Raw genomic sequence first — 16,291 nt, forward strand, 5'->3', positions numbered from 1 at the left:
TATCAAGGCCCGGTGTTATCCGTTTACGTGGATCTGGCCCTCGGCCTGGTGGTGTCGTTCCTGCTGCTGTCGCTGCTGGTGAGCGGCGTCAATGAGGCGTTCGTGCGGGTGCTCGCCATCCGGAGCAAGTTTCTGTGGGCCTACCTCAGGGACACGATGGACGGCGCCGACGACAAAACCGGGTCATGGTTGCCGGCCAAGATACGCGACGTGTTCACCGCGCTGCCGTTCCTGCGCGATCCACGTCCCCGCCACAGCGACCTGCCCGCGCCCGCCGAGGCCGGCGGGCTGCCCGACCCCGAGCATCGGGCCGGTGACTCCATGATCAACCTGCTGTACGAGCGGGTTAGGGAGATCGACCACGCCAAACGCGGCCGCACCAGCATCGCCAACATCCCACCCGGCCGGTTCGCGGTCGCGGTGATGGAGCTGGCCGCGGGGCAGGACGGCGACGTCGACCGGTTCCTGGAGAAGCTGAAGGCCATCGACAGCCCCCTGTACGGCCCTCTCAAGGGCATCTGGGAGACGGCGCAGCGCGACCTCGACCGATTCAGGCAGGGCATCGAGACCTGGTTCGACAGCGAGATGCAGCGGCTGTCGATGTTGTACAAGCGCTACGTGAAGTGGGTCGTCGCCGTGCTCGGCCTGCTGGTGACGCTGGTGTTCTCGATGGACGGGCTCGAGTACGCCAAGACGCTGCTGCGTGACAACGCCTTCCGCGCCTCGGTGACCGCCGTGGCCGAGGCGGGGCCGGACGCGTACAACGAGCTCAAGGCCCGCTGCAGCGGCGAGGACCCGATGCGGTGCGTCACCGAGACGCTCAGCCAGCCGGCCCTGGTCAGGATGCTCGACCAGGGCCTGGTCAACGTGTCGATCCCGGAGCAGGGCGACCCGAGCATGCACTGGAACGGCGGCCTGTGGTGGGACCGGATCAGCACGCCCAGCCACTGGCCGGGGTTCCTGCTGACGTACGTGGCGTTGCTGTTCGGCGCGCCGTTCTGGTGGGACGTCTTCCGCCGCATCACGGGTATCAAGGCCAGGCGCTGAGCCCTATCGTGGGCCGGATAGAGACCGAACGGCTGATCATGCGCAGGTGGCGCGAAGAGGACAGAGAGCCCTTCGCCGCCATGAACGCCGACCCCGAGGTGATGGAGCACTTCCCGGGGACGCTCACCCGGGAGCAGAGCGACGTCATGGTTGACAAGATCGAGCAGCACTTCGACAAGCACGGATTCAGCCTGTGGGCTCTGGAGGTACGCGAGAGCGGGGAGTTCATCGGCTTCACCGGACTGGGCTGGCAGACCTTCGACGCGCCGTTCCTGCCCGCCGTGGAGGTCGGGTGGCGGCTGGCCCGCCCGGCCTGGGGTCACGGGTACGCCATCGAGGCGGCCAGGCAGGCCGTCGGCTACGCCTTCACCGAGGCTGGCCTCGAGGACATCATCTCGATGACCGCCGCGCGCAACCTGCGTTCCCGCGCCGTCATGGAGCGCCTCGGCATGACGTACGAGGCGGACTTCGACCATCCCCGGGTCGCGAAGGGCAGCCCGCTGCTCCCGCACGTCCTCTACCGGCTCAAACGCGGCACAACGTCCTCCCGTACCGCCCCCGCCCGCCCCGGCCCATTGCCCAACCCGCGCCTCCGTCCCTCCTCCGCGGATGGCGAGTAATGTGATCGGCGCGGCGGATGCCGTGCGGCGTGTGTTCCGTGGCCACGATGACGGGGGTGACCGTGCGTTTCCAGCATTCGAGCGACATCTGGCGTGACTTTCCCGAGCTCGTCCCCGCGGTGATCTCCGTGCGGGGCGTCAGCGCGGGCGTCTCCGTGGAGGACCGGATCGCGACGTTCGGCGAGCTCGCCGCCAAACGACTGGCCACCGCGTCGGAGGGCGAGCTGCCGGAGATCCAGGCGTGGCGCCGGGCGTTCTCCAAAATGGGGCTCAAGCCGACCCAATACCGCTGCGCCTCGGAATCGCTGCTGCGCCGCTTCAGGAAGGAGGGATCGCTGCCTCGCCTGCACCCCCTGATCGACCTGTGCAACGCGGTCTCCATCGCGTACGCGATCCCGGTCGCGGTGTTCGACACTTCCAAGATCGCGGAATACGTTGAGGTGCGGCGTGCGGCGGGCGACGAGACCTACGTGACCTTCTCCGGAGAGAGGGAGCACCCGCCCGCCGGAGAGGTGATCTTCGCGGACGCCGAGCGGATGGCGCACGCCCGCCGCTGGACTAACCGCCAGAGCGGCTATTCGGCCATCCGCGACACGACCGCCGACGTCCTGATCGTCGCCGAGGCGCTGCACGAAACAGCCCAGTCCGACGTCGAGTCCCTCATGGTCACGCTCATCGACGAACTGGCAGCGCTCTGGCCGGTGACTCCCCGGGCGGCGATCCTCAGCTCCTCGGCGCCCGAGTTCACCGTGTGATGCCGCACAGGACGGCGTCGGCCAGTGCCTCGGCCTGATCGGCGGGGGAGAAGAGGTCGGGGCAGGCCAGCCATGTGGCGGCGGTCCCGTTCACGGAGGTGATGATCGTCAGGGCGGCGGCCTCCGCCGAGACCCCGTCGCGCAGTCCCGCCCCTGCGAGCAGTTCCATCATGCCGCGCTTCCATCGGCAGGCGGGCAGGCTTCCACGGCAACCCGATAGACGGGTAGGAACGATCTTGGCTGCCCGGAGCCTGATGGTCCCGGCACCGGGTTTCACCCGTCTCGCTGGCTCCGGCCCCATTAGGCATGCGGTAAGGCCGGGCGTGTTGCGGCACGGGCACGGGAGCACGAGCGGGAGAGCCCGGCCCGCTGCCGCGTCGGCGGCGCGTGCAGCCCGGTCAGGGCCGCTCTAAGATCTTCGACCTGCGCCGACTGTCACCCTGCACTTGGGTCATACAGAAACGCAAGATCAACATCGTCTCTGGCCAGCCGAAACTTCTGGCGAGGAGGGGCCGGTTTGGAAACTCCGGCTAGAAGTACGGTGCCCAGCCGGTTCCGATCGTCTGGCGGCTACCGAAGGTGTTGTTGCCCTTGCCGTTCCACAAGTACAGCGTGCCGTTGACGGTCGCGGCGATGTCGGTGCGGCCGTCCTTGTTGACGTCGCCGAGGGACATCAGGGTGCGGGCGTACTGCCCCCAGCCCGGTCCGATTTGGATGGGCATGGTGAAGTTGTCGGCGCCCCTGCCGTTCGCGACGTGCAGGGAGCCGGTGCCCTTCTTGACCGCTATCAGGTCGCCGATGCCGTCGCCGTTGAAGTCGCCGGCGATCGGTGTGGTGAAGGCCGTCCAGGTGCCGGGGACTCTGTGCGCCTTGCGGTCCTTGGAGCTCACGACGTAGATGACGCCGTCGCGGCTGGCCGCGATGTCGGGGCGGCGGTCTTTGTTGACGTCGGGTAGGGCCGCCAAGGTGTCCGCGTACGGGCGGCCGTCGTATCCAAGCTTGACCTGCCGGGGGCTGGCAAACGTGTTACCGCCCTTGCCTATCCAGCCGTGGAGTTGCCCGTCACTCTTCTTGACCGCAATCAGGTCGGCGATGCCGTCCTGGCCGGCGTAGTCACCCGGGATCGGCCGGCCGTAGGCCGCCCAGCCGCCGCCGATCGTCTTCCGGGCGGAGAACGTGTTGTTTCCCTTGCCGTACCAGATGTTGAGCGTCCCGGTTTTGGTCGAGAAGATGTCGCCCACCCCGTCGCCGTTGAAGTCCGGTGTGGCCGCTCCCTTCGTGCCGTTGGCCGCCGTCGCGGTCGCCGGCAAGATCACGGTTGACGCCGCCATCACGACGCCCACACCGGCTATGAGCGCCAGCCTGCCGAATCGCGTCCCCATCATTGAACTTCACACCTTCCAGTTGATTTTGTTGATTTTTCCTGTACGGCGCAGCAACCTACGGGACAGCGGTATATCGGCGGTATGCGATCCGATCGGCAGGACACACCTTCGCCAGTACGGCTCTCGCCGAGAGTGTCCCGATTTCCGGTCTCCAAGTGGCTCGGGCATGAGTCGATCTCCACGACCGTGGACCTGTACGGCCACCTCCTCCCGAAGCTTCTGCCAGGGCCAGGGAAGCCCTCGAGCCAGGCGTTCCGATCATCGCTGGAGTGCCCTGAGCGTGCCTTGATCCTGGAGGGTGCCTAATCCCTCCCCGGTCAGAGAGACGTTACGGAACCTAATTTGATCAAGGCAGTTGAGCTGGGCTAATTCTGTGTCGGATTCCTTGCGGCGTCCTCGTTGTCTGTCTCGGGCTTGGGTTTGTTGATCCAGGCGGGGCCGGGCAGGGCGGGCGGGGTGGGGGTGCCGCCACTGGCGAACCGTTCGGGGTAGGTGGCTTGAGCGGCGGCCAGGACGGCGGCGCGTCGGTCGTGGATGGCGGCGGCGCGGACCATCCAGCAGCGTCTCCAGCGGCGTGGCCGATGGCTGCTCCGCCACGATGACCCCGGCCTTGCGCAGGTAGGTCAGCAGCGACACCACGCCCGCGGTCCCAGGATCCGTCGCTGGCCGGCTTGGCGCCGCGCGCGTGAGGAACGTCGCCATCCGCTCCTCGTCGAGTTGGTCGACCCGGAGCCGCGTATCCTCCGGCCAGCGCTCGACCCGGCCCAGGTCGGTGAGCATGTTTCGGACCGTGCCCGCCGTGTAGCCTCGCTGCACGAGCCATGCTCGGTAGCCCTCGACCTGCGGCCCCAGCTGGCCAGGCTTCCTCCTCGTGCCCGCCATCGCACTCGCCTCCTTCGCGAGAGCCCTCTTGCTCCCACGAACGAGACTCCGCTCGATCTGTGACTATGCCGAGCGCTGGGCGGCGCAACCCCTGCTCCGCCCAGGCAGCCTGATCCGTACGTGCATCTCGCGCATCAAACACGCCTTGATTGGTCTGCGTCACCATTCCAAAGGTTCCCTTGACATATGTTCGGTGCTGATCAAAGATTCCAAGCATGTCTTTGGAATCCTGGAGGAGGCGGCCACGACGGGTGCTCGACGACCCGGCCGCCATGCGGGCATTTGCCCATCCCGTGCGCCTGGCACTGCACGAGCTGCTGATGCGGGCTGGCGCCACGACCGCCGCGGACGCCGCCCGCGAGGTCGGCATCAGCCAGGCGCTGGCCTCCTACCACCTGCGGCAACTCGCCAGGTACGGCTTCGTGGAGCAGGCCGAGGCGCGCGACGAACGGGAACGGCCATGGAAGGCGACATCACTCACCCAGGAGTGGTCCGATGCCGAGTCGACCCCCGAGGCCTCGGCCGCCCGGGGCCTGCTGGAACAGGTCATCGCCGAACGGGCGCTGTCACGGCTGGCCGAATGGCAGGAGCGCCGTATGGACGAGCCGGACGCGTGGCGGAAGGTCGGCGGGATCGGCAGCTCCTACCTCTACGTCACGCCCGACGAACTCGCCTCGTTCGACGCCGCGGTCGATCGCCTGCTGGAGCCGCTGATGGCGCGGATCGCCGACCCGTCCGAGCGGCCGGAGGGCGCCCGGCCCGTCCTGCTGGCCACCCTCCTGGTTCCGCTCCCGACCACCGGCACCGGTGACTGACGCCAGGGACGCCACCCTGCCGGGAGAGGAAGCGGCGGGGGAGGCTACGAGCGCTCCCGAGAAGTCGACAGCGGAGGCGCCGGGCGGGATCCGGGGCCTGATTGGGGGGAACCAGGACTATCGGCGGCTGCTCTCGGCCGGGCTGATCTCGCAGACCGGTGACTGGGTTGTCAGCACCGGCCTTGCGTACCACGTCTACGTGCTCACCGGGTCCACACTGTCCAGCGCCACCATGCTGCTGGCCGCCCGGTTACCGGACGTCCTGCTCGGCTCGCTGGCGGGGGTGCTCGCCGACCGGTGGGACCGCCGCAGGCTGCTGGTGATCACGGACGTGCTGCTCGCGCTGGGGCTGCTGCCTCTGCTGGTGGTACGCGAGCCGGGTCAGGTGTGGATCGTCTACGCCGTCGCCTTGTGGACGGGCGTGCTCAGCACAGTCCTATCCCCCGCCCAGAAAGCCCTCGTGCCACAGATCGTGGCCGCCTCGCAGCTCGTCAGGGCCAACGCGTTGCACGGGCAGAGCGGCCAGGCCGCCAGGCTGCTGGGCGCGCTCGCGGGCGGGGTCGCGGTCGGCGCGGGCGGGCTGGCCGCCGTTGTCTGGATCGGCGTGGCCGGCTTCCTGATCTCCGCGCCGCTGCTGGCGCGCTTGCGGACGCCCGCCCGCGCCGCGGCCGCGACAGCGACGATAGGCGGGCAGTGGGTCTCCGGGCTGCGGCTGGCCAGAAAGAACCTCGGCGTGCGCCTGCTGGTGGCATACATGGTGATCACAGGGCTGGGCGAAGGCATCTTCGGGACGCTCGCGGCACCGTTCGTGGCGGACGTGCTCGGCGGAAAAGGGGACGCGTACGGGCTGTTCCTGTCGGCGCAGGCAGTCGGCGGGATCGCTGGCGGTCTGGCGGTCGCCGCCCGCCCGGGGAACGCCTCGCCACGGGCGCTGTTTGGGTGGGGGACGGTCGTCTTCGGCTTGGCCGACCTGGCGCTGTTCACCTACCCACTCCTGACGCGTGAGCTGTGGCCGGCCATCACGCTGATCGGCCTGGCCGGGATACCGGCCGCGGCAGCGATGGCGGGGCTGACCACATTCGCCCAGACGGTCACCAGCGAGGACCGGTTGGGCGCGGTGTTCGGGCTTCTCATCAGCGCCCAGGCCGCTACCTCGTTGCTCGGGATGGCGCTGGCGGGCGTGCTCGGCGAACGGCTCGGCATTGTCCCAACGCTCTGCCTGCACGCCGGCGGGCTCATCACGGCGGGTCTGCTCATTGTGCTGAAATCAGAGCGTCATGCCCATTGACCCGCGATGACGCGTGCTTCGATACGGACCTCTTCGCGATATCGCTATTCAGCGTCTTCTCTGATCTCGAACCGATCTCTCAGTTCCTCAAGATCACATAAGGAGTTCGAAGACACCTCTCAGCAAGCTCCCGCGGCTCGGCGCTCGGCATAATCGCGATGTCGGCATAGGTCGATGACGATGAGGTCCGCGCGGCAGATCCGGGCCACGGTGCGTGCGGTGGAGGCGTCGACCTTCGACTTGCCGATGGCGGCGCTCAACGTCTCCAGGGTGAACCAGGCCACCCGCAGGTCCTTCTCGATCGCGGCCTGGGCGAGCCCTTCGGTGAAGTGGCTCTCCCGCTTGTAGGCGATCCATGTCTCGATCAGGTCAGGCGTGAACACGCCGCCCTCGAGCAGGTAGTCGTGGTCCTCTTCCAGGGCGTTGAGCACGGCGGTGAGCGAGCCGGGCGCCGGCGGGATGTTGCGGGCCTCTTCCGGCGGCAGCTCGTAGAGGTCCTTGTCGACCGGCTCCGGCGGCTCGATCTTGTTGCGGATGCCGTCGATGCCCGCCATCAGCATGGCCGAGAAGGCGAAGTACGGGTTGCAGGACGGGTCCGGCACGCGGAGCCCGATGCCATCTGCGGGCACGGGAGTTACTCGGAGGAAGCAGCGGAACGCTCTGGTCGCACGTGTCCGACCTCAACCCCATGGTGCAGGCCTGGGGCATCGATGGAACGTCGCGTCATCGGGCACGCCGAGCGCGAAGCCAAGGGGAGTGGCGCATTCTTGCGGGGACTTGCCTGGGTTATACGGCGTCGTACAAGGGGATGATCTCGCCGCTGTCCTTGGCCAGCACTGTCCGGACGTGCCAGCCGATGGCCGCCGCGTAGCGGCCGACCAGTTCCATGGTGGCCACGTCGCCGCGCTCGATCTGCGAGACTCGGCCCTTGGTGACGCCCATGCGTTCGGCCACCTGCGCCTGCGTCAGCCCGTCGGCTTGCGTTGCGCGGCAAGCCGACGGCCGACCACGTAGGCGTCGGTTACACGCCGCGCCTGCGCCTGCTCCTCCGGCGTGAACTGGGCCGCGACCGCTTTCCGATCCCACATGTTGTGTCCGCTTACCGCTGCCCCTCTTCCGCTTCCCGTTCTCCCTTTCCTTCAAATACTGCTCGTGGCGCGCTTCCGCCCAGGGGATCCACTCGCGGCACCAGCCCGACCAGTTACCGGACTTATCGCCGCCAATCAGCATGATCGCCTCACGCCACGGGTTGAACGCGAACAGGATGCGGATCTCGCTGCGCCCCGATGATCCCGGCCGCAACTCCTTCAGGTTGGCTACCCGAGCACCTCTCAGGGCATCTGCCAGGGTCGGCCCAGAGCTGGCTTGACGAGGCCGACCGTCTCGGCAGGGACGCCTTCCGAGAATGGCCCGAACGAGGGCCTGGACGTCTCTCACATTCTCCCGCCGCCTGGGTGCCTCTAACAAAACTTTTGCTAGAGTTGGGTCATGGACGAAGGCACTGAAATACACGATGTGGACCCTACGGTCTCCGTTTCGATCTCGTTCCATTCGAGTGTTATCGAGTCGGTCCGCGACCGTGTCGGCAAGCGCGGCGTGTCCCCGTATGTGGAGGCCGCAGTCCGACGGCAGATCGAGCGCGACAATCTGGCCGCTCTCATCAGAGCAAACGAAGAAATCCATGGACCGCTCACCTCAGCGGAGATTCAAGCGGCCCGGGAAGAGATGCACGGACTCGGCAGCCATGGCGAGGTGGCGTGAGCGGCACATGGATCCTGGACAGCGTAGCTCTTTCCCTGTACCTGCGAGCCGACCGGAAGATGACCGCCCGATTCGCCGCGGCACTCGAGGATGACATTCGCGTCGTCATCAGCGCCGCCACGATCGTTGAGGCGGACCACGACAAGGTTCATCCCGCGCGGCTGGCCTGGACGCTGTCCAGGCTCACAGTGGAACCGCTCACGAAGCATCTTGCCCGACAGGCGTCAGACCTGCTCAAATCCGCAGGTTTGCATGGCCATAAATACGCCATCGACGCCATGGTCACCGCGACGGCAATCGCAGTCTCCGACAAGCCCGTCACGATCCTTACGTCCGACGTAGATGATCTGGTGAGACTCCTCGGAGAGCGATTGGACCGCTCGAGCCTGGAGTGGGGCGCTGACCGCTCCAAGGTCAAGGTCATTCCAGTTTGACTGCCACTGGCCAGTAGCTTCGCCCGGATCGGGCAAGGGTAGTTGGCGTGCTGTGCCTGTACGTAGATCGGATGTAGCTCCAGTCCGGAGGCGGCTGCCGCCTCACGGTCTTCAGTCCCGTCGACGACGAGACCACCGTGAAATTGGAGCGTCTGCATGCCCTCGCGGCCTGACCCGTGCCGAATGGCTCGGGCGGCCGCGATCACGCCGAGATGAACGGCTCCGTCAGATGCGGTGTCGCCAGGTGCAGCGTGGTGGCGGTTTCGTGGCCGAGCATGCGCTCCCTTGAGTGCCGGGCCGCCTCAGGGTCGATCTCGTGCGAGTAGGCGAGCTCGGGGTGGAGTAGCTGGAGCGCGTGCACCAGGAGGTCGCCGGTGACGAGCGCCAGCTCGCGCCCGTGGGTGACCAGCACGCTCTGGTGCCCGGGTGTGTGACCGGGCGTGGCGACCGTGCGCCCGGCGCGCAGCGGCGTGTCCCCGTCGAGGAGCCGGAGCCGGCCGGCCGCCGCGAGCGGGTCGGTGAGGGTCTCGCGAAGCTGCGGGTTGAGCGCGTCGAGGGCGTCGAACTCGGCCCGCTGGAGCAGGTATTCGGCGTTCGGGAAGTAGGGGCGGCGGTCGCTGGTCGCGCTGCCGGGCGCAGGGGCGCCGCCCACCGCGCTGCTGGTCGAAGCGTTGCCGTCCACCGCGCCGCCCCCAGATGGGACGGCCGCCTCGGTCACGACCGCCCATCCGACGTGGTCGGTGTGCAGATGCGTGAGCACCACGGTGTCGACCTCGGCCGGGTCGATGCCCGCGGCGGCGAGCGATTCGGGGAGCGTGCCGGGCACGGGCGCCCACGAGCGGGCCGGGCTGTCCGCTGGACCGATCCCGGCGTCCACGATGGTGAGGCCCTTGTCGCTGCGGATCGCGTACGCGCGGAACTGGAGCCGCCAGCGGCCCTCGGCGTCGACCGCGCCCGGGTCGTAGCGGTCGGCCTCGGCCCACTGAGCGGCCGTGGCCTCGGGGAAGGCCTCGGCGCGCGGGGAGAAGAATGGGCCCTCGCCATCGGCGAGGGCGATGATCTCGGTCGAGCCGATCCGGAGGCGGGGAACGCTGAGGGACATGGCCGCGATCCTGCCATGCCTTGCACGCGGGTGTTGACTCGCTCCACCCACGGCTCCTGAACGTGCTGTGCTCGCGGGCCCCGGTCAGTGTGAGCACGACGATGAGTTGAAGCATGCCGGCCCGCACCATGGCCGACACCATCCTCGACGTCCGCATCAGTGACAGTTCGCACGGCGTGATCGGGATCAACATCCTGCTGGCGGGCTCGAACGGCGTGTCCGTCGTGCTGGCCGGCGGCGACAACGCGGCGTGCGAAGAGTTCAGCGCGCTGCTGCCCCAGGGTCCTCATCCGGTCGCCGGCTCGCGTCGCGCGCCAGCCGCAGGGCGCCGGCGTGTGCGGCGGCGAGTGTGACGCGCACCGCCTGATCGGCGGTCGCTTCGTCGACTGGATCGGCGGTGATGAGCAGTCGCAGGTAGATCGGTGCGGCCAGGGTCTTCAACAGCTCGGCGGGATCGGTGTCCCTGGGCAGTTCGCCGCGTTCGATGGCCCGCGTCACCACCGGTTCGGCTCTGGCGAGCCGGTCGTCGAATACGTGACGCCGGGCGGCGGCGATCTCCGGAAGGCGGGCTGCCCCGGTGAACATGGCGGCGAGGATGGCTTGCCCGGTCGGACTGGTGAACGCCTGGACGAGCGAGCGTGCCAGCGCTCGCAGGTCGGTCTCGATCGCTCCGGTGTCAGGGAGGGGGATGTCCGTTGCCATGTGCTCGGCGAGGGCGTCGGTGAGCAGGATCTCTCGATCTTTCCACCGCCGGTACACCGTGGTCTTGTGGACTCCCGCGCGCTGGGCGATGTTCTCGACGGTCAACGCGGCGTAGCCCTTGTCCACGAGCTCGGCGAGCGTGGCGGCGTGGACGGCGGCGCGTACTTTGGCGCCGCGGCCGACCGGCCTGGCGGCGGAATGATCGGACTGCATTGCAACTCCAAGTTGCGATATTCACGAGGTGAGTGGCAAGATGAATGTATCGCAACTCAAAGTTGCGATACATTCGCCTGCGTTCCCTTGAGGTGGCACATCATGCGCAGCTCTTCCCCCTGGACCTTCCGTACCATCCCCGAACTGACCGGGCGCGTCGCTGTGGTGACCGGAGCCAACAGCGGCATCGGCTACGTCACCGCCCGCGAGCTGGCCCGCCGTGGTGCACACGTCGTGCTGGCCTGCCGCGACCTCGAACGCGGCCAGGCCGCGCTCATCCACATGCGGGGCGAGGTGCCCGGCGCTCACCTGGAACTCCGCCGGGTGGACCTGAGCAGTCTGACCTCCATCCGAGAATTCGCCTCCGGTTGGAACCACGACCGGCTCGACCTGCTGGTCAACAACGCCGGGGTGGCGATGGTGCCCCATGCCCTGACCTCCGACGGGTTCGAGTCGCAGTTCGGCATCAACCATCTGGGGACCTTCGCGCTGACCGGCCTGCTTCTGCCGCATCTGCTCGCCACGCCCGATCCACGGGTGGTAACCGTCAGCAGTGAGGGGCAGCGCTTCGCCCGCTTCGACCTGGAAAACCTCAACGCCGAGCGCAGCTACCGCACGGCGTTCGCCTATGTGCAGTCCAAGCAGGCCAACCTCTACTTCGCCATGGAACTGCAGCGCCGGGCCGACGCCGCCCGGCTGAAGCTGCGCAGTATGGCCGTCGCGCCCGGACTCACCCGCACCAACGTGCTCACCGGGGGCGCCAACAGCGGCAGAGGACGGCTGTATGCGACCCTCACCCGCCTGCTGGTGCGCGTGGCCTTCCGGCCCACCCCGGAAGGCGCGAAGACCTCCCTGTACGCAGCGACCATGCAGGACCTGCCCGGCGGCAGCTACATCGTTCCCGACGGGCCGCTGCAACTGCGTGGCGAGCCAACTCGTCGTACTCGCGAGCGCGCCATCCGCGACACCGCCACAGCCGCTCGCCTGTGGCGGCTGTCCGAACGGCTTACCGGCGTCACCTATGCCCTATCCACCGCCACAGCGACACGCCTGCCGTAGCGTTCATCGCCTATGAGTACGTCCACAGGACGGCCTCGTCCCACGCCGGTTCGTCGGGCTGGCTGCAGGGCGCCGCAGACAGCCCGTGGGAGATCGTCGGCGTCAAGAAGGACCTGCGACCAAGCACACCGCGCTCGGTGACACCCGCCTGAACCGCGACGTGTACGACGTGATCCGCAGCGGGCAGTGACGCTATGGGCTCGAGATGGGTGCCCATTCGACGGGGACCCAGGCAAGCCCAGCAGCCCGCCTCCTCCGCCGCAAGCCCGGCTGTGACCATTGGCGTCCGATGACCGTGGAAGGTGAACGGGCGAAGGGACACGTCAAGCCGGGCTTGCACCTCCGGCACCGGCCCGCTGCCGTTCCGCGGCCTGTCCCGTGCCGGAACGGCTTGGAACGCCTAGGTCTAAAAGCACATACAAGAGCGTGCAGCGAGCGATGGATCGTTCCATCGCCGTGGACGCCGATCACCATGAAAGGAACGTCATGCGAAAGCCACTCATCGCGCTGTTATTCACGACGGCGATAACAGCCAGTGTCGGGCTAGCAGCGGCACCGGCGCAGGCCGAAAGCGAGATCGTCAAGCTCGTGAGCGTCCAGAACGGCAAATGTCTTCAGCCGAGGACCTTCGAAGAGGGAGATGTGATCATTCAGCAGACCTGCAACGGGACCTACGCTCAGCAATGGGTGGTCCAGTACCTCTCCGGCAACAAGATGCACCTAAAGAACAGGGGCAGTGGCTACTGCCTCGAAGTCCGCGATGGGGCCTTCAACGGAGGCCGTGTTGATCAGTGGGGGTGCGCCAATATCAGCAACGAGAACTGGACCTTCGGTATCGGGAACAACCTGCTGGGGTCGAGAATCTCCGGCACCGCGAGCCACTGTGTCGCCACACCGGGGTCACAGGACGGCCTAGTGGTGGAGTTGCGGTTCTGCAACGGCAACTCCTCGCAGCTCTGGAGACGTCCCGCCGGCTGACATCACCGCCGCACACGGTCTTGATGGCCTGTCGGCCGGGTAATGACCATCTCTCGCCCACACGCCCTCAACGTTGCTCACGACCGCCATCATCTACCGACTTCGGACACACCGGAAAGCTCCGCAGTGCGCAACGGAAACGGCCCGGCACCGATGGTGTATTCGAGGGGTCGTCGCAACACGATGATCACTTACTGGCGGCGGCCAGCATAGCGAGCCGAGTGGGTTTCCGTAGTCCCCGAGTTGCGGGGACTACGCAAACCCATAGCCGGACGCCAGCAGATCGCCAACGTGGGTGACATGAAGCCGACCGAGATCGGGGCGGTTCAGTAGTCTCGGCTGATGGCGAAGATCCTGGTCACGGGGATGTCGGGCACCGGCAAGTCCACGGCGTTAGAGATGCTGGCCGCCCGGGGTCATCGCGCCGTCGATACTGACACCGACCAGTGGAGCCACTGGGTGACCCTGTCGGACGGATCCACTGATTGGGTGTGGCGGGAGCCGGCCATCAGCGACCTGCTCGCCAACCACGGTGAGGGCGCCCTCTTCGTGGCTGGCTGCAAGTCCAATCAGGGTCGGTTCTACCCGCAATTCGACCACGTCGTCCTGCTCAGTGCTCCCGCTGAGATCATGCTTGCCCGCATCGCGACGCGAACCAACAACCCCTTCGGCAAGCGCCCTGAGGAACGTGACGCCATCTTGCGCGACCTGGCCAACGTGGAGCCGCTGCTCAGAGCCACCTCCACAGTCGAGATTGACGCTTCTGCGCCGATCGACAAGGTCGTCCAGCAGCTTGAGGAACTCGCGCAAACGACGCCGTGACCACAGGGGTTGCAGAAACAGGTACTCCAGCCTCACCGCCTCTAGGGGCCCGGCCCACATAAGCCCAAAACCCACATTCGATCTTGCTGGGCTGCTGATGTACCGATAACGCACCCGAGTCGCGCGGCGACCGTTCCGGTGAACCCGCAGGTCGCCGATACCTTGGCGACGGCCATGTACCGGATAACCGTCCCTTATCCGGTACATCAACCCGTGTCCGCCGCGCGCCGCTCATCAGGCTCCTCGCCAGTGGCTACACCTGGTGAATGTGGGTTTGGGCTTATATGGGCCGGACCTCGTCCTGCTTTGCAACGGCTGGCCGCCGCGCAGGACGAACCCGATGACCTCGCCGCTGTGGGGCATCCGTACCGTCAGCGTGCCGGTGGGGTGGAGTCCGAGAGTCAGCCGGTCTGATCACCGGATCGGACCAATCGGCGTTCCCAGGCCAGGGCTGCGACCACACCGATGGCATAGGCGACCAGGTCCCATGGGTCGGGGAACGCGCCGACCAGGACACCGCCGATGCCCGGCGGGGTCATGCCGACTATTTGGTAGAACTCGACGGCGGCGGCGGTCGCGGCCGTGGCCAGGGTGCGGCGTGCGGCGGTGGTGCGCCACAGCAGCCCCAAGAACGCGTAGACCAGCATGGTGGCGCCGACGTCGCTCACGTAACCGCGGATGAACGGTTGTCCCGGGCCCCGGTAGAAGAGGGCGAACGCGCCGACGGCGAGGGCGACGCCACCCAGAAGGACCATGGCACGGCGCATGTGATTGACATCTTCTCCGAATCTCAACGATCAGGACGAACCTGATCATAGAGCTCGTCCCTTATGGCGGCATGCTGATTGCGGCAGGTCAGCGACCGCGGTGGAGCGGAATGGAGCTGCTCTGGCCGTTCCTGGCAAGCTTCCCCTTGAGCGTCGTCGCAGAGTGGGCCTGGTCGGCAGGGCTGAGTTCGATTGTCCCCGAGGGCTTATTCGGGGGGTCCAGACTCAACGCGCACGTTGGATTCCTGACCATTACCGGACTGGTTCAATGCCTGGCGATATGGCGGATCATCCTCGGCAGGAGAAGATCGGCAGCGCGTAATCCTCCAGCCATCGGCAGAGCAGACAGGGTTTTGCCGAGAGTGACCCTGACATATATCGGAATCGTTGTGTCACTCGCTCTGCTGAGCCTGCTCACCATGCCCGACAGGCCAACTGAGCCATGGGTCGGCGGCGATCATTCAGATTTCTGGCCCCTCAGCCTCTACGCCGCGTTCCCCACCTCCATGCTGCTGACCTCGATCACGGCCCTGTTCACCGTCGCGGTCGACCACAGAATCTTGGTATTGGAGTCGCTCTGCGCCGGGATGATGCAAGCCGTAGCCGTCTGGATGACTCTGCGGCAAACGCGGGGCGGATAGCACTCCAGTGATGTCTTGCGATCGGTTCTCATCCCATCCCGGCGCCAACGTCCAGCTGAGGAGGTCCTGCACTGGTCCTCCTGGCGACGGCGACACCAGGCCGTCGCCCGACGCTGCCAATACCAGCGTAGATCTCAACCATGATCGCGAAATGTCACTGGAGTACTACCGAGGCTTCGCCTCGGACTGCCGAGATTGCTGGTTCTGCTGGCGATTTCGTAACGCTGAGTTCGCCGTGACGACCATAGAAACGGTTGCGGTGGGTCGTGGCGCGGGTCGTAACGGTGAACGAGATTCTCGACGGCATGTGGAGCTGGACTTCGAATGCCTGGGCCGGATCTACCTCAACGCCTACGTACCGATCCAGCAGACCAGCTCACAGGTGGTGGCGTTCCTGTCCGGGCGCCTTCCCGCTTCCCTCGCCCGTGCGGTTCAAGTAGCTGGGTGATCGGTTCCGGCGCGCGGTGTCTTCTTCGCCGAGGCCAACCACATCCCGTGGGTGAAGTTCAGCAAGGACCAGGCCAAGCTGGAGACAATGACCCCATATCTTGATCTCGCCGCAGTCCTTGGCCAGCACCGTCCGCACGTGCCAGCCGATGGCCGCCGCGTAGCGGCCGGCCAGTTCCATGGTGGCCACGTCGCCGCGCTCGATCTGTGAGACTCGGCCCTTGGCGACGCCCATGCGTTCGGTCATCTGCGCCTGCGTGAGCCCTTCCCGCTTGCGTTGCTCGGCGAGCCGATGACCGACCACGTAGGCGTCGATCTCCCGCCGCGCCTGCGCCCGCTCCTCCGGCGTGAACTGGGCCGCAACCGCCTCCCGGTCCCACTTGCTGTGCCCGCTCACCGCTGCCCCTCATCCGCTTCCCGATGCTTCACATACTGGCTCCCGAACAAGGTAACGGCCTTCTGGTCGCCCTGGGCGAGTGAACACGAAACGGCCCGGAATCATAGCTAGTTCCGGGCCGTTCCGATCAGATCGGATCAGGCGTCGTAGTAGAGCTCGAACTCTCGCCTGGTGTT

Annotated in this window: 21 protein-coding genes and 2 pseudogenes; 12 read left to right on the forward strand and 11 right to left on the reverse strand. The window is 66.9% G+C overall.

From position 1 onward, the window contains the following. The first annotated feature begins 12 nt into the window (after positions 1–12). The 3 genes from Q9G87_RS29615 to Q9G87_RS29625 are packed head-to-tail and all read left to right on the forward strand — an operon-like array spanning position 13 to position 2,422. Positions 13–1,047, forward strand: coding sequence for a hypothetical protein (locus Q9G87_RS29615; RefSeq protein WP_305919786.1), 1,035 nt, complete (start codon positions 13–15; stop codon positions 1,045–1,047). Between the two features lie 8 nt (positions 1,048–1,055). Continuing rightward, positions 1,056–1,667 carry a GNAT family N-acetyltransferase gene (locus Q9G87_RS29620; protein ID WP_305919787.1) on the forward strand — a complete coding sequence of 204 codons (612 nt, stop codon included), beginning with the start codon at positions 1,056–1,058 and terminating at the stop codon, positions 1,665–1,667. A 56-nt stretch (positions 1,668–1,723) separates the two neighbouring features. Beyond that, complete coding sequence (locus Q9G87_RS29625; protein ID WP_305919788.1) at positions 1,724–2,422, forward strand: B3/B4 domain-containing protein; 699 nt, start codon at positions 1,724–1,726, stop codon at positions 2,420–2,422. Here Q9G87_RS29625 and Q9G87_RS29630 read toward each other — a convergent pair. From Q9G87_RS29630 to Q9G87_RS29640, 3 genes are all read right to left on the reverse strand, one after another. Further along, entirely contained in the window at positions 2,412–2,594 is a 183-nt protein-coding gene (locus Q9G87_RS29630) for a hypothetical protein (protein WP_305919789.1), read from the reverse strand. The genes Q9G87_RS29625 and Q9G87_RS29630 overlap by 11 nt on opposite strands. A 358-nt stretch (positions 2,595–2,952) precedes the next feature. After that, positions 2,953–3,807 carry an FG-GAP repeat domain-containing protein gene (locus Q9G87_RS29635; RefSeq protein WP_305919790.1) on the reverse strand — a complete coding sequence of 285 codons (855 nt, stop codon included), beginning with the start codon at positions 3,805–3,807 and terminating at the stop codon, positions 2,953–2,955. Positions 3,808–4,065: 258 nt separating this feature from the next. Further along, the gene (locus Q9G87_RS29640) at positions 4,066–4,587 is read right to left on the reverse strand and encodes a hypothetical protein (protein ID WP_305919791.1); all 522 of its coding nucleotides are present in this window, start codon (positions 4,585–4,587) and stop codon (positions 4,066–4,068) included. A gap of 317 nt (positions 4,588–4,904) precedes the next feature. Between Q9G87_RS29640 and Q9G87_RS29645 the strand changes: the two genes are divergently transcribed. Continuing rightward, entirely contained in the window at positions 4,905–5,504 is a 600-nt protein-coding gene (locus Q9G87_RS29645) for a helix-turn-helix domain-containing protein (protein ID WP_305919792.1), read from the forward strand. Then, on the forward strand, positions 5,497–6,792 hold the full coding sequence (locus Q9G87_RS29650; RefSeq protein WP_305919793.1) for an MFS transporter: 1,296 nt from the start codon (positions 5,497–5,499) through the stop codon (positions 6,790–6,792). The genes Q9G87_RS29645 and Q9G87_RS29650 overlap by 8 nt, the downstream gene beginning before the upstream one ends. A 338-nt stretch (positions 6,793–7,130) precedes the next feature. Here Q9G87_RS29650 and Q9G87_RS29655 read toward each other — a convergent pair. The 4 genes and pseudogenes from Q9G87_RS29655 to Q9G87_RS29670 all read right to left on the reverse strand — a co-directional run. Next, a pseudogene (locus tag Q9G87_RS29655) lies at positions 7,131–7,415 on the reverse strand (type I glutamate--ammonia ligase); the annotation flags it as partial. Between the two features lie 163 nt (positions 7,416–7,578). Further along, positions 7,579–7,761: a helix-turn-helix domain-containing protein gene (locus Q9G87_RS29660; protein ID WP_305920058.1), complete on the reverse strand. Its 183-nt coding sequence runs from the start codon at positions 7,759–7,761 to the stop codon at positions 7,579–7,581. Beyond that, the gene (locus Q9G87_RS29665) at positions 7,758–7,880 is read right to left on the reverse strand and encodes a hypothetical protein (protein WP_305920070.1); all 123 of its coding nucleotides are present in this window, start codon (positions 7,878–7,880) and stop codon (positions 7,758–7,760) included. The genes Q9G87_RS29660 and Q9G87_RS29665 overlap by 4 nt, the downstream gene beginning before the upstream one ends. Before the next feature lie 79 nt (positions 7,881–7,959). Next, positions 7,960–8,343, reverse strand: a pseudogene (locus tag Q9G87_RS29670) (type II toxin-antitoxin system RelE/ParE family toxin); the annotation flags it as partial. Between Q9G87_RS29670 and Q9G87_RS29675 the strand changes: the two are divergent. Then, positions 8,281–8,553, forward strand: coding sequence for a CopG family transcriptional regulator (locus Q9G87_RS29675; protein WP_305919794.1), 273 nt, complete (start codon positions 8,281–8,283; stop codon positions 8,551–8,553). The pseudogene Q9G87_RS29670 and the gene Q9G87_RS29675 overlap by 63 nt on opposite strands. Then, positions 8,550–8,987, forward strand: coding sequence for a type II toxin-antitoxin system VapC family toxin (locus tag Q9G87_RS29680; RefSeq protein ID WP_305919795.1), 438 nt, complete (start codon positions 8,550–8,552; stop codon positions 8,985–8,987). Before Q9G87_RS29675 ends, Q9G87_RS29680 begins: the two co-directional genes overlap by 4 nt. Positions 8,988–9,189: 202 nt before the next feature. Here the strand turns inward: Q9G87_RS29680 and Q9G87_RS29685 are convergent, their stop codons facing one another. Further along, on the reverse strand, positions 9,190–10,089 hold the full coding sequence (locus tag Q9G87_RS29685) for an MBL fold metallo-hydrolase (protein WP_305919796.1): 900 nt from the start codon (positions 10,087–10,089) through the stop codon (positions 9,190–9,192). A gap of 128 nt (positions 10,090–10,217) precedes the next feature. On the opposite strand from Q9G87_RS29685, the gene Q9G87_RS60825 reads away from it, so the two are divergent. Next, positions 10,218–10,442, forward strand: coding sequence for a M55 family metallopeptidase (locus Q9G87_RS60825; protein ID WP_371825855.1), 225 nt, complete (start codon positions 10,218–10,220; stop codon positions 10,440–10,442). Here Q9G87_RS60825 and Q9G87_RS29690 read toward each other — a convergent pair. Beyond that, complete coding sequence (locus Q9G87_RS29690; protein WP_305919797.1) at positions 10,351–11,004, reverse strand: TetR/AcrR family transcriptional regulator; 654 nt, start codon at positions 11,002–11,004, stop codon at positions 10,351–10,353. The two genes, Q9G87_RS60825 and Q9G87_RS29690, sit on opposite strands and share 92 nt — an antisense overlap. 102 nt (positions 11,005–11,106) lie before the next feature. Between Q9G87_RS29690 and Q9G87_RS29695 the strand changes: the two genes are divergently transcribed. From Q9G87_RS29695 to Q9G87_RS29705, 3 genes are all read left to right on the forward strand, one after another. Continuing rightward, positions 11,107–12,063: an oxidoreductase gene (locus Q9G87_RS29695; RefSeq protein ID WP_305919798.1), complete on the forward strand. Its 957-nt coding sequence runs from the start codon at positions 11,107–11,109 to the stop codon at positions 12,061–12,063. Positions 12,064–12,501: 438 nt separating this feature from the next. Next, positions 12,502–13,041, forward strand: a complete 540-nt coding sequence (locus tag Q9G87_RS29700) for an RICIN domain-containing protein (RefSeq protein WP_305919799.1) — start codon at positions 12,502–12,504, stop codon at positions 13,039–13,041. 342 nt (positions 13,042–13,383) lie between these two features. After that, entirely contained in the window at positions 13,384–13,863 is a 480-nt protein-coding gene (locus Q9G87_RS29705; RefSeq protein WP_305919800.1) for an AAA family ATPase, read from the forward strand. 401 nt (positions 13,864–14,264) lie between these two features. Here the strand turns inward: Q9G87_RS29705 and Q9G87_RS29710 are convergent, their stop codons facing one another. Further along, the gene (locus Q9G87_RS29710) at positions 14,265–14,630 is read right to left on the reverse strand and encodes a DUF2809 domain-containing protein (protein WP_305919801.1); all 366 of its coding nucleotides are present in this window, start codon (positions 14,628–14,630) and stop codon (positions 14,265–14,267) included. A gap of 110 nt (positions 14,631–14,740) precedes the next feature. Here Q9G87_RS29710 and Q9G87_RS29715 point away from each other — a divergent pair, with 110 nt between their 5' ends. Next, the gene (locus Q9G87_RS29715; protein ID WP_305919802.1) at positions 14,741–15,271 is read left to right on the forward strand and encodes a hypothetical protein; all 531 of its coding nucleotides are present in this window, start codon (positions 14,741–14,743) and stop codon (positions 15,269–15,271) included. A gap of 376 nt (positions 15,272–15,647) precedes the next feature. Here Q9G87_RS29715 and Q9G87_RS29720 read toward each other — a convergent pair whose 3' ends face one another. Then, positions 15,648–16,115 carry a helix-turn-helix domain-containing protein gene (locus Q9G87_RS29720; RefSeq protein ID WP_305919803.1) on the reverse strand — a complete coding sequence of 156 codons (468 nt, stop codon included), beginning with the start codon at positions 16,113–16,115 and terminating at the stop codon, positions 15,648–15,650. Between the last annotated feature and the right edge of the window lie 176 nt (positions 16,116–16,291).

The organism is Nonomuraea turcica, assembly GCF_030718205.1.
Classification (GTDB): Bacteria; Actinomycetota; Actinomycetes; order Streptosporangiales; family Streptosporangiaceae; genus Nonomuraea.